Annotated in this window: 10 protein-coding genes, 1 tRNA gene and 1 pseudogene; 6 read left to right on the top strand and 6 right to left on the bottom strand. The window is 28.4% G+C overall.

Annotated elements, in window-relative coordinates:
- Positions 1-9: 9 nt before the first annotated feature.
- Positions 10-150 carry a hypothetical protein gene (locus tag VOI34_RS00390; protein ID WP_331828497.1) on the bottom strand — a complete coding sequence of 47 codons (141 nt, stop codon included), beginning with the start codon at positions 148-150 and terminating at the stop codon, positions 10-12.
- Positions 151-502: 352 nt separating this feature from the next.
- Positions 503-585: transfer RNA gene (locus VOI34_RS00395), tRNA-Leu, on the bottom strand.
- A gap of 376 nt (positions 586-961) precedes the next feature.
- Here VOI34_RS00395 and VOI34_RS00400 point away from each other — a divergent pair.
- Positions 962-1,861 (top strand): LysR family transcriptional regulator, encoded by a 900-nt coding sequence (locus VOI34_RS00400; RefSeq protein ID WP_331828498.1) that lies wholly within the window; start codon positions 962-964, stop codon positions 1,859-1,861.
- A 36-nt stretch (positions 1,862-1,897) separates the two neighbouring features.
- Here the strand turns inward: VOI34_RS00400 and lptG are convergent.
- Positions 1,898-2,970: pseudogene (gene lptG, locus VOI34_RS03310) on the bottom strand (LPS export ABC transporter permease LptG).
- Positions 2,971-2,987: 17 nt separating this feature from the next.
- Positions 2,988-4,127, bottom strand: coding sequence for an LPS export ABC transporter permease LptF (lptF, locus tag VOI34_RS00415; RefSeq protein WP_331828500.1), 1,140 nt, complete (start codon positions 4,125-4,127; stop codon positions 2,988-2,990).
- A gap of 210 nt (positions 4,128-4,337) precedes the next feature.
- Between lptF and VOI34_RS00420 the strand changes: the two genes are divergently transcribed.
- The 5 genes from VOI34_RS00420 to VOI34_RS00440 all read left to right on the top strand — a co-directional run bounded on the left by VOI34_RS00420 (position 4,338) and on the right by VOI34_RS00440 (position 11,056).
- Positions 4,338-5,852 (top strand): leucyl aminopeptidase, encoded by a 1,515-nt coding sequence (locus tag VOI34_RS00420; protein ID WP_331828501.1) that lies wholly within the window; start codon positions 4,338-4,340, stop codon positions 5,850-5,852.
- Positions 5,853-5,898: 46 nt separating this feature from the next.
- Complete coding sequence (locus VOI34_RS00425; RefSeq protein WP_331828502.1) at positions 5,899-6,351, top strand: DNA polymerase III subunit chi; 453 nt, start codon at positions 5,899-5,901, stop codon at positions 6,349-6,351.
- 11 nt (positions 6,352-6,362) lie between these two features.
- A complete protein-coding gene (locus VOI34_RS00430) occupies positions 6,363-9,239 on the top strand; it encodes a valine--tRNA ligase (RefSeq protein WP_331828503.1) in 2,877 nt (958 codons plus the stop codon).
- Between the two features lie 249 nt (positions 9,240-9,488).
- Positions 9,489-10,520 carry an ornithine carbamoyltransferase gene (gene argF / locus VOI34_RS00435; RefSeq protein ID WP_331828504.1) on the top strand — a complete coding sequence of 344 codons (1,032 nt, stop codon included), beginning with the start codon at positions 9,489-9,491 and terminating at the stop codon, positions 10,518-10,520.
- A 122-nt stretch (positions 10,521-10,642) separates the two neighbouring features.
- A complete protein-coding gene (locus tag VOI34_RS00440) occupies positions 10,643-11,056 on the top strand; it encodes a Rid family detoxifying hydrolase (RefSeq protein WP_331828505.1) in 414 nt (137 codons plus the stop codon).
- Positions 11,057-11,330: 274 nt separating this feature from the next.
- Here VOI34_RS00440 and gltP read toward each other — a convergent pair whose 3' ends face one another.
- Both gltP and VOI34_RS00450 read right to left on the bottom strand, forming a co-directional pair.
- Positions 11,331-12,620, bottom strand: a complete 1,290-nt coding sequence (gltP, locus tag VOI34_RS00445; RefSeq protein ID WP_331828703.1) for a glutamate/aspartate:proton symporter GltP — start codon at positions 12,618-12,620, stop codon at positions 11,331-11,333.
- Between the two features lie 780 nt (positions 12,621-13,400).
- Positions 13,401-15,044: a Na+/H+ antiporter gene (locus VOI34_RS00450; RefSeq protein ID WP_331828506.1), complete on the bottom strand. Its 1,644-nt coding sequence runs from the start codon at positions 15,042-15,044 to the stop codon at positions 13,401-13,403.
- Positions 15,045-15,127 lie beyond the last annotated feature (83 nt).

Below are 15,127 nucleotides of genomic sequence, written 5' to 3' on the forward strand. Positions count from 1 at the left end.
ATTGTATTGTTATGGTAACAAGGCAGACCAAAGAATAGCAGCCCATAAACATATCAATATCAATAATGCCATAAGCATGCGAGCTAATCCTGAAGCAATAAACAATTTCATACCAATAGATAAACGTTGTTTAGAACAAAACGATGACATGCAACTCTCTTTGAGAAATTAGAGTTATGTTATAACATAACATTTATTAAAAACCTTTAATCTAATCTTAATTCCTTCAATCACAATTACACTGCCCCTCCTATCCGCTTAATTAAGCCTCACAAAACTTTCAATTATAACCCTTTCTAATGCTTATTAGCATCCATCCTAAATCCTCTAAGTATAACTATTACATACAAACATGTTAATTTTAAAAAATAAACTACATCTATTCAGGATTATAAAATACATTTAGTTCACTTTAACGTAATAATTATAAATTTCAAAGCAAAAATTTAAAATATGTAGATGTTTTTATATTTTTCTATTGTAATAACTCTTATGCAGACACTGCCGAAGGCCGGGGTCGAACCGGCATACTATAAAAGTGATTGATTTTGAGTCAATTGCGTCTACCTATTTCGCCACTTCGGCAAATAAACAAATACACTTAAAAAACATTTTCTAAATCAAAATTTAATAATTAAGCTTTATATATATTCATAAAGTTTAATCTTAGCACATAAAAATTGATTTATTCATATTCACTAAACTTAATTATTGAAATTATAAAATCATATTCTTATTTTAACACCATTCATAGCAATAAATATATCATACATTTTTATTTCTCTCAACTACACCTATCACTTATAGCTCTTGTTTTATATAAAATTATAAATATCATATTTATCTCTGATACACTTATTACTGACAAGAATATTATAATTGATTACATTAATATATTTTACTCTTGCATATTTATACATTATAATACCTGGTAAATAAATATTATATGAAATTTTATTATATGAACAATTTTGATTTTAATTTATTAATAGTTCTCAATGCGTTACTAGAAGATAATAGCGTAAACTTAGCAGCAAAAAAACTAAATGTCACTGCTCCAGCCATTAGTAAATCCCTAAATAAAATACGTGTTCTATTTAATGATCAAATTTTAGTTCGTAGTGGGACTAAATTAATTCCAACACCTAAAGCAATGTCTCTGAAAGAAAATATTAAAGAATTAGTTAATCGTATTGAATCAGTATTCAATAGTAACATAGCATTTGAACCTAAAAGTACTACTCTATCATTTACTATTGCATCAAATTATGCTATTTTTTTTGTTCTTAATACTATCTTATTCCAAGAGATTCAAAATAATGCTCCCAACATATTTATCAATTTAGTAAATGATTCAGATTATGATGATGATTTTTTACGTAATCACACCATAGACTTATACATAGGAGAAATACGTTCTCTTAATCCTGAAATAACTATTAGAACTATCTATGTATCCCAATGTTGTTTAATATGCCGGAATCACCATCCTATTTTATCCGAAAATAAAAATATGGATAATTTATTAAAATATCAATTTATTCAAACTAAAAATGAATACTTAACCAGATCTGACGATCATAACAAATATTTTTGGTCAGAACGTAATCTAATTGGTATTACTCCTGAATATATTACCACTGTAAATGCTGTCATTCATTCGGACGCGTTGGCTATAATCCCAGAATTTGTATTGACAGTTGCGCAAAAATTAAACATACCAATAACATATTTTCATTCTGATTTTAACTTAGGAAAAAGAAACATCATTCAAGCGTGGCATTCTAAACATAATCATTCTCCTGCTCATAAATGGTTACGAGAATTTACCAAAACCATGCTTTTAACTAAAATAAAATAAATATGAAAATTTTTAAAAATTTCTAATATAATATATTTATGAATATATCCATATGATAATTATACTAATTACCAAAAATATTATGCTAGGCAATATTACTCCAACTATTGGATAAATACTGTACATTATACCTAATGTTCCAAATATTTGATTTAAAATATAGAACAAAAATCCCACTATACTTCCTATAAACAATCTAAATCCTATTTTTTTTTTATGCAATGGACCGAAAGTACATGCCAATGCCATTATGGTCATAGCTGATCCAGATATAGGAGATAATACCTTATTCCAAAAAATCATCTGATAATACTTAGAGCTTTGACCAACCTCATTAAAATATTTAACACAATGATACAATTTAGAGATAGATAAAACATTTGGATGAGTAATCATCATCGATAATTTATATGGAGTTAATGCCGCATGCCATTCGGCATGTAGTATTTTTTTATTAGTAACACACATTTCACTAGAAACGTCCAATTCATTCATATCAATTAAATGCCATACTTTATTAATAAATACCGCTCGATTAATATAAAGTATCTTTTTTAATTTTTTTTTTCATCGAAATTATACAATTTTACCCCTAATAACTCGCTGCATGAAACCACACGTTCAACATAAACGAAATCATTGTTATCTATAAACCACAGATTTTTAAACTTTTCAGACAGCAAATAAACGCCATATTGTGATTTATCACGATACGTGTGTATTATTTTTTCACTATTCGGCACTACCCATTCATTAGAAATTATACTACATAGTAGCACGGGAACAGAAGCTTTTATAACTGACAAGGCAATTTGTAATCTACTAAATCCAGAAACCTGCATCGCTATAAATTCATTATGGATCTCAAGTATACTTAAACCCAAAAGACCACCTAATAAAGTAGCTATAGGAAAAAATAATTCAAAATCTTTTGGTAAACTTAACACAATATAAGTAATAATTTCAAAAATAGAATAATTTCCTTCTTCTATTTTACGTAGTTCATCAACTAATCTAATTATACTAGATAAAGATATCAATACTAAAAACACCACTATTGTGCTTGATATAATTACTTTTCTAATATAATGATTCAAAATATTATACATATGAACTATATTGTTATTTACTTACGATGAAGTACTATTAAAGCTAATTTTTTCATACAAGAAGTATCCCATGCATTCAATAATAAAGCTATTAATAAATAAATGCTATTAATAACCCACATCCATACTATAGGATTTGTTTTCTCTAAAATAATATGAGAACGTAACAAAGTATGCAAAACAAAAAAAATAGTATACAAAAAAATTGTTAATAAAAAATTTGATAAATAGTTATACGAAATAGTAATAGTTAATAACGTTGTAATTATTGGCATAATAAAAATAGATATTAACAAAGTTAAACGCCAGTGCAACTCCACACGCGCTTCTGGTGCCATAGAACACCATAGTTGGTGTATAGACATATGATCAATAATAGTCTGGTTTTTTTTTAACAATGTTTTAAACGTATTATTGATCGACATTTCGTACTTAGAAAAATCAGTTATAAATACATTTTTATACAATTCACATTTATTATAAATTTCGTAATACGTACCTTTTTCTAAAATGATTAATCGGGAACCATCGGGATTTTGATCAACATTACCTTGTTCTGACGTAACAATTGTAAACATACCGTTATCTTTATTTTGATTCATTTTTACTAAAAAAACATGTTTTAATTTTTTTTCCTGAATACTATCCGCAAATAAAGTTAAATATTTATCAGATAATGATTGAAATTTCTTTTCTGACAAAATGGTTAGATTAATGTTTTCTTTGATTTCATGCAATAATTTACTTTGATAACTCGAACAATAAGGAGATAACCATCCTATATTGATCATAGCAAATGTCACAACAATTCCACTAAATAAAAATATACTCCTTATAAGAATGTATTTGTCTACAGCACAAGAATACATAGCTATAATTTCGTTATAAATATGTAAGCGATAAAAAGTTACTAGTACGCTTAAAAACACACTAAAAGGAATAAGTAATTTTCCTGCTTCTGGTATATTCAGACCAAGACACAAGAAAACTAAACATATTGAAATATTACCATCTATTATCAACCCTAACATTTTAATCAATTTTTGACAAAAACAAACTAAAAACAATATTATTAAAATAATTAATTGATTTCTAAATATTTCTTTTAATATATACTTCGTAAATATCATTGCTTTACCTAAAAAACTTGTTTTCATATCAAAAATCAGTATCGTAACAATAATAAAATTACAATATTAAAATAATGCATACTTAATTTATTTGTAACGCAAAAAAATTATTAATGATAAAATATAAGTTCAGATCATATCAACAATGTACCTCATTGTTACATATAATATATAATTGCGCATATTGTGATTAATTTATTTCAACATGTTATTTAGCATGCTTATATAGGAAAATTTATGATAAAATTTAGGGTAACTGATAGTCATCTAGAATCATATCCTGATAGTTGTATGATTACTGGTATATTTGAAGAATCACATTTATTTCCTTCAACAAAAAAGATTGATACCATAAGTAGGGGATACATCAGCTCATTATTACATCGTGGAGCATTTCAAGGAAAAATGGAGCAAACACTCTTGTTATATGATATTCCTCAGTTATATAATAGACAAATTTTATTAATTGGTTGTGGTAAAAAAGATAATTTTGATAAATATTGTTATAGAAAATTAATTCGTAAAATAATACTTTTATGTAAAGAAATCCCCATAATTAAAATACTGTTTTTTTTAAGTGAATTAAATATCAAAGGATATGACAATTATTGGAAAATAAGACAAACAATAGAAATTGTTGAAGAAGAATTATATGTATTTAATAGATTTAAAAACAATAAGAGTACATTGAATCAATCACTGCAAGAAATAATTTTACATATACCTAATACAAACGAACTTACATGTTGTAAACAATCTATTCAAGATGGATTATCGATTGTTCATGGAATAAAAATAGCCAAAGATTTAGGAAATATGCCTCCTAATTTCTGCACCCCTGACTATCTCATTGACCAAGTTAATAAATTATCCAGTTATGATAATATCACAATAAATATAATTGATGCTTTAGAAATGAAAAAATTAGGTATGAATGCTTATTTAGCAGTAGGGCTAGGCTCCAATTATACTCCTAAAATGCCTATAATTAGATATGAAGGACATCCTGAAGGATCTAATGTTCCTCCTGTTGTATTTATAGGAAAAGGATTAACTTTTGATTCTGGTGGTATTTCTATTAAAGAATCAAACAAAATGGATGAAATGAAATATGATATGTGTGGAGCTGCTGCAGTATATGCAGTTATGTGTATAGCTGTAGAACTTAATTTACCACTAAATATTATTGGGATACTTGCTATTGCTGAAAACATGATAAGTCATACTTCTTTCCGTCCAGGTGATATCTTAACTACTTTATCAGGACAAACAGTAGAAGTATTAAATACCGATGCTGAAGGTCGTTTAGTATTATGTGATGCATTAACATACGCAGAGCGGTATAAACCTGATGTTGTAATCGATGTAGCCACATTAACTGGAGCTTGTGTCGTTGCATTAGGGCATCATTTTAGCGGTTTAATGTCTAATAATGAAGATTTAACCAATGATTTAATTGTAGCCTCAAAACAATCTAAAGATTACATTTGGAGATTACCACTAAATGATATATTCCAAAAACAATTAAGATCTACATGCGCAGATATGACAAATGTTGGAGGTAAATCTGGAGGCGCTATTACAGCTGCTTGTTTTCTTCAAAAATTTACGCATAAATACCATTGGGCACATTTAGATATCGCTGGAACAGCATGGATATCTAATTATCATGACAAAAGCGCTACGGGGCGCCCCGTAGCGCTTTTGTCACAATATTTAATTAATAAATCATATTCCCATATAAAAAAATAAATAAAGACTATCCTAATTATAAAACTTAATAGAAAATTTATGATATATGAAGCATGGCACTTTTTATTTAATACCTCAAAAAATTAAGCAAAAAACTGAACTCAGTTATATAGAAAAATTTGTTTGTAATTTAATCAGTACACAATGGAGATCTGGAAAAAGTATCCTAGTAGCCTGTGAAAATGAACACCAAGCGATAAAAATAGATGAAATGTTGTGGACATTTGATCAAAGTACATTTTTACCACATAATTTATTTGGAAAAACTATTCATGATACTCCAATAATTATATACTGGGATCGATGCTGTTATGATAACAATCCAAGAGATCTATTAATTAATCTTATGAAACAAAATATGGATTTCTTTTTTAATTTTAATGAAATAATAGATTTTGTACCCATAACTGACATTTTAAAAAAATGGGCAAGATATAGATACCAATCTTATAAAAAAAATGGATTTGAACTAAATGTTATTAATACCCCAATTTCATGAGTAAACATATCGTGGAAAAAACATATAATCCTAAAAATATAGAAGAACCAATTTATAAATTTTGGGAACAAGGAGGTTACTTTGATCCCCATGGAGACACATCCCATAAAAGTTATTGTATTATGATGCCTCCTCCTAATATTACAGGGCAATTACATCTTGGTCACGCATTTCAACAAATCATTATGGACGTTTTAGTACGTTATCAAAGAATGGAAGGGAAAAATACTTTATGGCAAACGGGTACAGATCATGCTGGTATCGCTACACAAATTCTGGTAGAAAATAAAATTTATAATGATACAGGAAAAACTAGACATAACTACACACGCGATGATTTAATAAAAAAAATTTGGACATGGCAGAAACAATCTGAAAAATTTATTACTTACCAAATGAAACGATTAGGAAATTCTGTAAATTGGAAACGAAAATGTTTCACTATGGATACAGAAATGTCTTATGCAGTAAAAGAAGCTTTTATTCGTTTATATCAAGATGATTTAATTTATAGAGGAAAAAGACTAGTAAATTGGGATTGCACATTACAAAGTGCAATTTCTGATCTAGAAGTTATAAATAAATCAATAAAAGGATCCATGTGGTATCTATGCTATAAGTTAGATAACTCTACTATTGTTAGAGATCATTCTACCACCGACCCACACCATTTAATCGTCGCAACAACACGTCCAGAAACTATATTAGGAGATGCTGCTGTTGCAATACATCCAGAAGATTCTCGTTATAAAAATTTGATTGGAAAATACGTAATCACACCAATAACTAACAAACGTATTCCTATAATTTTTGATGAACATGTAGATATGTTTAAAGGAACTGGTTGTGTTAAAATAACCCCTGCTCATGATTTCAATGACTATATAATAGGGAAACGGCATAAATTACCCATGATAAAAATTTTTTCACTTAATGGGAAAATTCTTAAACACCCAGAAATATTTGATAGTTATGGGAAACCTAATGATCAATTATGCTACAATATCCCTCAAATATTTCATAATCTTAACAGTTATCATGCACGGAAAAAAATAATTTCCGAATGCACCAAACTTAACTTATTATATGACATAAAACCCTATGATTCAATAATTCCATATAGCGATCGTACTGGAACTATAATTGAACCTATGTTAACTGATCAATGGTACATACGTGCTACAATTTTAGCTCAACAAGCAGTAAATGCAGTTAAATTAGATATAATTAATTTTGTTCCAAAACAATATAAAAATATGTATTTTAGTTGGATGAATAATATACAAGATTGGTGTATTTCTCGGCAAATATGGTGGGGGCACGGAATTCCTGCTTGGTATGATGATGCTCATCATAAAATATATGTAGGACATTGTGAAAAAGATATCAGAATAAAAAATCAATTAGATAATGATATAATATTACGTAAAGATAATGATGTATTAGATACATGGTTTTCTTCAAGTCTATGGACGTTTTCTAGTTTGGGTTGGCCCAAGGATACTAATTTATTAAATGTTTTTCATCCCACTAACATTATAGTAAGTGGATTTGATATCATATTTTTTTGGATTGCACGAATGATTATGTTAACCATGCATTTCATAAAAGATAATAGTGGAGTATCTCAAATTCCATTTAAAACCGCATACATTACTGGTCTTATACGTGACGAGGCCGGTCAAAAAATGTCTAAATCTAAAGGTAACATCATTGATCCAATAGATATAATAGATGGAATTTCTATAGAGAATTTATTAAAAAAACGTACGAAAGACATGCTTCAGCCACAATTGGCAGATCAAATTATAAAATGTACTAAAAAACAATTTCCTAACGGAATTCAATCTCATGGAACTGATGCTTTAAGATTTACTTTGGTAGCGCTAGCATCATCTGGACGAGATATACACTGGGATATGAAACGACTAACAGGTTATCGTAATTTTTGTAATAAATTATGGCATGCTAGTCGATTTGTTATAATACATACTAAAAATAAAGATTGCAGTATATCTTCCGCTACAGAAAAATTGTTTTCCTTAGCAGATCGTTGGATTATTACAAAGTTTAATCAAACAGTGCAGAATTTTCATAAAAATTTAGAAATTTATCGTTTCGATAAAATAGCAAATATTTTGCACGAATTTATTTGGCATCAATTTTGTGATTGGTATATAGAATTAACTAAATCAACACTCTATCACGGGAATACACTGGAACTACGAGGCACGCGCTATACATTAATTACATTACTAGAATCATTATTACGCTTAGCACATCCGATTATTCCTTTTATTACAGAAAAAATTTGGCAAGAAGTTAAAGTAATTACTGGAAATAATGGCAAAACTATTATGTTACAGCCATTTCCAAAATATAATGCATCCATAATTGACAATAAATCTATTATAGATTTTGAATGGATAAAACACACTATCACAGCGATACGTAATACTAGAACAAATATGAATTTCCCTTATAATACACCCTTACAAGTAGCATTTCAGCATACCTCACCAGAGGCTAAAAAGCGAATTTTAAATAATTATAATATTTTATGCAATATTGCTCACTTAAAAAGCATTGATTTCATCTCAAAACATGAAACATATCCATCAAAATCTATTACTATATCTTTAGATTCAACAGAGTTATTAATACGTACACCAAAAGAATTCAATAAAGATATTAAAATAAACCGAATAAATAAAGAATTAGAATCAATAAATCATAAAATTGAAATGATACAAAAAATACTAAATAACAATGATTTCATAAATCATGCACCAAAATCTGTCATAAAAAATAAACAAGAATTATTAAATTATTATACTAAAATTAAACATAAATTACTCGATCAACATGCTACAATAACAAAGCTGTAGTTAACTCTATATAACAAAATATATATCGAAAATAACTTAAAAAAATAAAGTTTTTACCCGTAAATTAAATGTAAAAAATTAAACAGTAAATTTATCTTCATTATTTTAATTAATTATAAATAACCTTCGTACTTTGTTTTCATTAAAACTAATTTAAAAATCTTTAAGAATTTTTTTTAAATTAAATATTGTTTTTATTTACGTATAAATAATCACTTTATATAGATCAATATTCTAGGTAAATATCACATGAATCAATTATATCAACGATCTTTTTTACGGTTAATGGACTTTACCGCAGATGAAATTAAATTTCTACTGCAATTATCAAGTCATTTAAAACATCAAAAAAATACACAAACTGAAATTCAAAAATTAAACAAAAAAAATATTGTACTCATTTTTGAAAATCATTCAACTAGAACAAGATGTGCCTTTGAAGTAGCAGCATTTGATCAGGGCGCACGCGTAACTTGTCTAACTCCAAATATTAGCCAAATTGGACACAAAGAATCCATTAAAGATACTGCTAAGATTTTGGGACGAATATACCATGGTATTCAATATCGTGGTTATAGCCAAGATATAGTTACTATACTTTCAGAATATTCTGGAGTCCCGGTATGGAATGGTCTAACTATGAAATTTCACCCGACACAATTACTTGCCGATCTCATGACCATGCAAGAACAATTACCACATAAAACATTTCATCAAATGAAGCTAGCTTATGTAGGAGATGCAAAAAATAATATCGGCAATTCTTTATTAGAAGCTGCAGCAATAATGGGTTTTAATTTAAGATTAGTATCACCCAAAATATTTTGGCCCACACAAGAATTATTTCAAAATTGCCAAAATATTGCACAACGTAATAATGGAAATATTATTCTTACTGAAGACATTTCCAATGGAGTAAAAGATGTAGATTTTTTATATACCGATGTGTGGGTATCTATGGGAGAAAATGAAAAAATGTGGGAAAAACGTATTTCTTTATTATCTCCATATCAAGTAAACCATCGTATGATTCAAAATACCAATAATCCAAATATAAAATTTTTACACTGCTTACCGGCATTACATGATACCGAAACCACTATTGGCAAAAAAATAGCAAAAAGATATAATTTAAAAAATGGGTTAGAAGTAACAAATGATATATTTGAATCTTCATATAGTATAGTATTTGATCAAGCTGAAAATCGTTTACATACTGTCAAGGCTCTAATTTTAGCAACGTTACTTCCTGATTCTTGTTTTCTTAATCCAATTTATTAATTACAATAATTTATATATGATAATAAATAATACAATTTGTACTGCTTTATTATAGATATAATAGATGAGTATTAAATTTAAATATTTTATTTTTCACAAACTACAATATTAGGATAGATTACATGCAACAACATAATATTATAATTAATACCAAAAATGCTCCTGATCCCCTTGGTCCCTATACACAAGCTATAGAGATAAACAACATAATATTTGTGTCCGGTCAAATTCCCATATGCCCGGACACAAATATTATGTCTGATAATATTTACGACCAAACCCATCAAGCTTTACTAAATATCAAAAATATTATAGAAACCACTGGACTAAAAATAAATAATATTGTTAAAACCACATTATTTATCATTAATATAAATGATTTACCTAAAATAAATACTAGTTATAAAAATTTTTTTAATACATACTCTTTTTCTAAAAACATAACTTTACCAGCACGCTCCTGTGTAGAGGTTTCCAAGTTACCAAAAGATGCCAAAATAGAAATTGAAGCCATCGCAATGCGTGAATTTTTGTAAATTAACCATAATATCCGTATAAAAAATAGAACACACAATAAACAAATAAATAAAATATAATAATATATTATTATATAAATTTTTTCTTTTAATTATATATATCCCTTCTCTATGTCTTTCATATACATATTTACTGTATTATTAAGTTAAATACACAAGAACTATTACGATAATCTTACACACACTGGAATCTTTTTAAGACAGCACACCACCACCACCACATCTTTTTATAGAAAAAGATCTATAAAGATTACATAATAACAAATAATATATATTATTTGTTATTATGTAACATCTCTGATTCATACAAACGTGCCTGTTCTGTATCATACTGATTTTCCCATTTTGCAATTACCAAAACTGCTAAAGCGTTACCTATCACATTAAGCGCTGTACGACCCATGTCTAACACTCGATCAACTCCTGCTATAAACGCTAATCCTTCTAAAGGAATACCTACGCTACCTAGCGTAGCTAATAACACTACAAAAGACACTCCAGGAACACCAGCAATACCTTTAGAGGTGATCATTAAAGTCAATACTAAAATAATTTCCTGACTTAAAGATAATTCAATGCCATAAAGTTGTGCAATAAAAATAGCAGCAATACTTTGATATAAAGTTGATCCATCTAAATTAAAAGAATAACCAGTAGGTATTACAAAACCAGTAATAGTTGATGGCGCTCCATAAGCTTCCATTTTTTCTATAATACGTGGTAATACAGTTTCTGAGCTAGCAGTAGAAAAAGATAAGATAAGTTCTTCTTTTAAAATACAAATTAATTTCCAAATTCTAAGATTACATATACGCGCCACTATACCCAATACTACTAATGCAAAAAAAACAATAGCACCATAAACTAACAACACAAGCTTAGTAAGCGGTAACAAAGAACTAAAGCCAAAAGTTGCAACTGTAACTGAAATCAAAGCAAAAACCCCAATAGGAGCATAACGCATAACTATATGAGTTACTTCAAACATGGTATCCGCTATAGAATTAAAAATATCCAATAATGGATTCTTAGTTTTATCTGGTAATGTAGCTAACCCAAGCCCGAAAATCACCGAGAAAAAAATAACTGGCAACATATCTCCTCTAGCCATAGAATAAATAATATTCGAAGGAATTAACGATAACATAGTATTTACTAAATTTGACTGTATTTCAGATGTGGTTTGCTCATACATAGAAATATCTGTTTTAGACAATACAGACATATCAATTCCATAACCAGGATGAAGCAAATTAGCCAAAGCTACACCAAGTACTATAGCAACTGTTGTAATAACCTCAAAATAAATAATGGTCTTCAATCCAATACTTCCAAGTTTTCTAGCGTCTCCAATACCAGCTATTCCAACCACTAATGTAGCCATTACAATAGGAACTACAATCATTTTTATCATACGAATAAAAATTTCTCCAGCTGGAGATAGGAATGTAGTGATCATCCAATCTTTCAATTCTATTTGATTATGTAATACGATCCCTAAAATAATACCCAAGTTTAAAGCAAAAAAAATTTTCCAAGCAAGGGTAATTTTAAAATTTTTTATCATCATAGTTACCCCTTAATTAAAATGAGTTATTTTTATTATGCATCCAATCAATTTGGAAACAATCACACTAAATTAATTTAGATAATAATTATTTAAAAATACTTGTTAAAATAACAAATATACGCCAAAACTTTTTTTCAATAAAACTCATAAATTATTTTACATAGTAAATTTCTGAATCTCTTTATTCAAAACAACACATATGCATAAATTATTTATTCAAACATATTGCCATGAAAAAATAAAAACTCAACGCAACATCTCTTTATGTGCATTGAGTAATTATATAAACTTAACACCTACAATTACATATTAACTATTTATTGATCTAAATAACCATATATTACAATACAATTATAAGCACCAACACTTTATAATTTCATAAAACATAAGAAATAGTTGACAATCATAAGTCATCCTACAAAAGATCATATTATTTATTGCTTATTAAGTCAACAACTACATGATTAAATATCATTGATATTAGATTTATTGCATTTAATTTAAAACATACTGCACACTAACACATAACATATTTTATACTTATAATATATAAGTTATAATACATATATAAATTAAACACGTTCTATTCTATTAGATTCTAATTCTAGAATATAATAGAATATTACGGTATAAATTATTATAAATTGATGCTTTCTAAATTCTTTAAAAATTTTTCAGTATCAATTATATATAATTTTATATAAAACTCATAAATTAAACTCTATAAAAATAAATTGATATTTAAAATCTATAAAAATTCATAATAACCTAATATTATTCATGTTCCGCTAATAAAGCTTCTAAGAAATCTAAATCACATAATAGTTTCGTTAATGTTTCGTTGCTAATTTTTTGTTGTGCACGTAAATGATAATATTCTCCTCGTTCAGCACGTAATGCATTTAATCTCATTCTCCTCTCTAAGTCTTCAGTTAACATGGCATGTGCATCATTGTTGCCATCTATACGACGACGTAAATTACCTATAACACGCGCGCTTACTTCATTAATCATTTGGCTATCAATATTTTCTTCTTGACTGTGTATTAAACGCTCTTCCAATTTATATAAGCTTTCAATAGCCACTTCTGCTGCTATCGCTCGCGCCATACGCTCTTCTTTTCGTTGTAATAATTTATCAGATACTATAATTCCCCGTAATAACCATGGAAGAACAATTACACCACATAATAAAGAAAACAAAATAACGCCAGTAGCAATGAAAACCAATTGATAACGAAGCGGAAAAACTGAACCATCCCTTAAGAACAGGGGTATTGAAAGTACTCCTGCCAACGTGATAGCGCCTCTCACTCCAGCAAAAGAAGCAATTAAAATTTCTCGTATACTATATTCACTAAACACCATTGGACGTTTAGTCATACAATATAAACTTATATGTTTCATTAACCATAGCCATCCAAATCTAAGTATCATTAATGCAGCATAAATAAAAATTACGTATAAAAATAACATCCATGTTTTAATAGTCGGATCCATTGCTGCTTGTGAAATGGAAGTTGATAAAATATCTGGTAATTGTAATCCAAGCATAATAAACACCATGCCATTAAACACAAACTCTAACATTGTCCAAACACTATTTCCTCGTAAACGCATAGCTAACGGTGCATTTCGAATAATTCCAGATTGACCAATAGTCATGCCTGAAGCAACTGACGATAATATTCCAGATACTCCAATATGCTCAGCAATTAAATATACAGCAAAAGGTAACAATAAAAGAAATATCGTTTGAGTAGCAGGATCTCCGCCACTCCAACGAGTGATAAATCTTAATGATTTGCTGTATCCCCAAGTAATAGTCATACCTGCTAATAAACCACCCATGGATACTTTGATAAATTCTATAGAAGCCCCGCTCACACTAAAAACCATAGTGCCCATAGCTACTGAAATAGCAAATTTAAGAGAGACTAAACCTGATGCATCATTCATCAAAGCCTCTCCTTGAAGAATATCCATAAGTTTTTTAGGAATACGTCCTTCTCCTACAATGCCTGAAAGTGCCACTGCATCAGTTGGAGATAAAACTGCCGCCAACGCCAATGCTGCTACCAAGGGCATTTCTGGTATCATCCAATGAATTAAATATCCGATACCAACTACAGTAATGATAACCAAAATTAACGCTAACAGAACAATTTCTCCCCCATGCCGTAAAAATTCACGCATAGGAGTCTTCCAACCATCTGAAAATAATAATGGAGGGATAAAAAGCAATAAAAATAACTCAGGATTAAAATCTACATGTAATCCAAATTTAGGCCAAGCTAATAAAGCGCCTAATACAATTTGCATTAAGGGCAATGGCATTTGAAATGGCAAAATCCGCGTTATCACCCCTGAAATGGAGACAGCTAAAGTAAGAATAAGAATCGTAAAAAAAATCTCCATACTTTAAATCTCAACTGTATCCAAAAAAAATAAGTATTATACCTATAGACATTAGATTATCTTTTACATTTATTTCATATTCT

This window comes from Candidatus Blochmannia sp. SNP (genome assembly GCF_036549215.1).
GTDB lineage: Bacteria > Pseudomonadota > Gammaproteobacteria > Enterobacterales > Enterobacteriaceae > Blochmanniella.

Coding starts and splice junctions, on each gene's coding strand:
- VOI34_RS00390 (WP_331828497.1), bottom strand. CDS start 150: ATGTCATCGTTTTGTTCTAAACAACGTTTATCTATTGGTATGAAATTG.
- VOI34_RS00400 (WP_331828498.1), top strand. CDS start 962: ATGAACAATTTTGATTTTAATTTATTAATAGTTCTCAATGCGTTACTA.
- lptF (WP_331828500.1), bottom strand. CDS start 4,127: ATGAAAACAAGTTTTTTAGGTAAAGCAATGATATTTACGAAGTATATA.
- VOI34_RS00420 (WP_331828501.1), top strand. CDS start 4,338: ATGATAAAATTTAGGGTAACTGATAGTCATCTAGAATCATATCCTGAT.
- VOI34_RS00425 (WP_331828502.1), top strand. CDS start 5,899: ATGAAGCATGGCACTTTTTATTTAATACCTCAAAAAATTAAGCAAAAA.
- argF (WP_331828504.1), top strand. CDS start 9,489: ATGAATCAATTATATCAACGATCTTTTTTACGGTTAATGGACTTTACC.
- VOI34_RS00440 (WP_331828505.1), top strand. CDS start 10,643: ATGCAACAACATAATATTATAATTAATACCAAAAATGCTCCTGATCCC.
- VOI34_RS00450 (WP_331828506.1), bottom strand. CDS start 15,044: ATGGAGATTTTTTTTACGATTCTTATTCTTACTTTAGCTGTCTCCATT.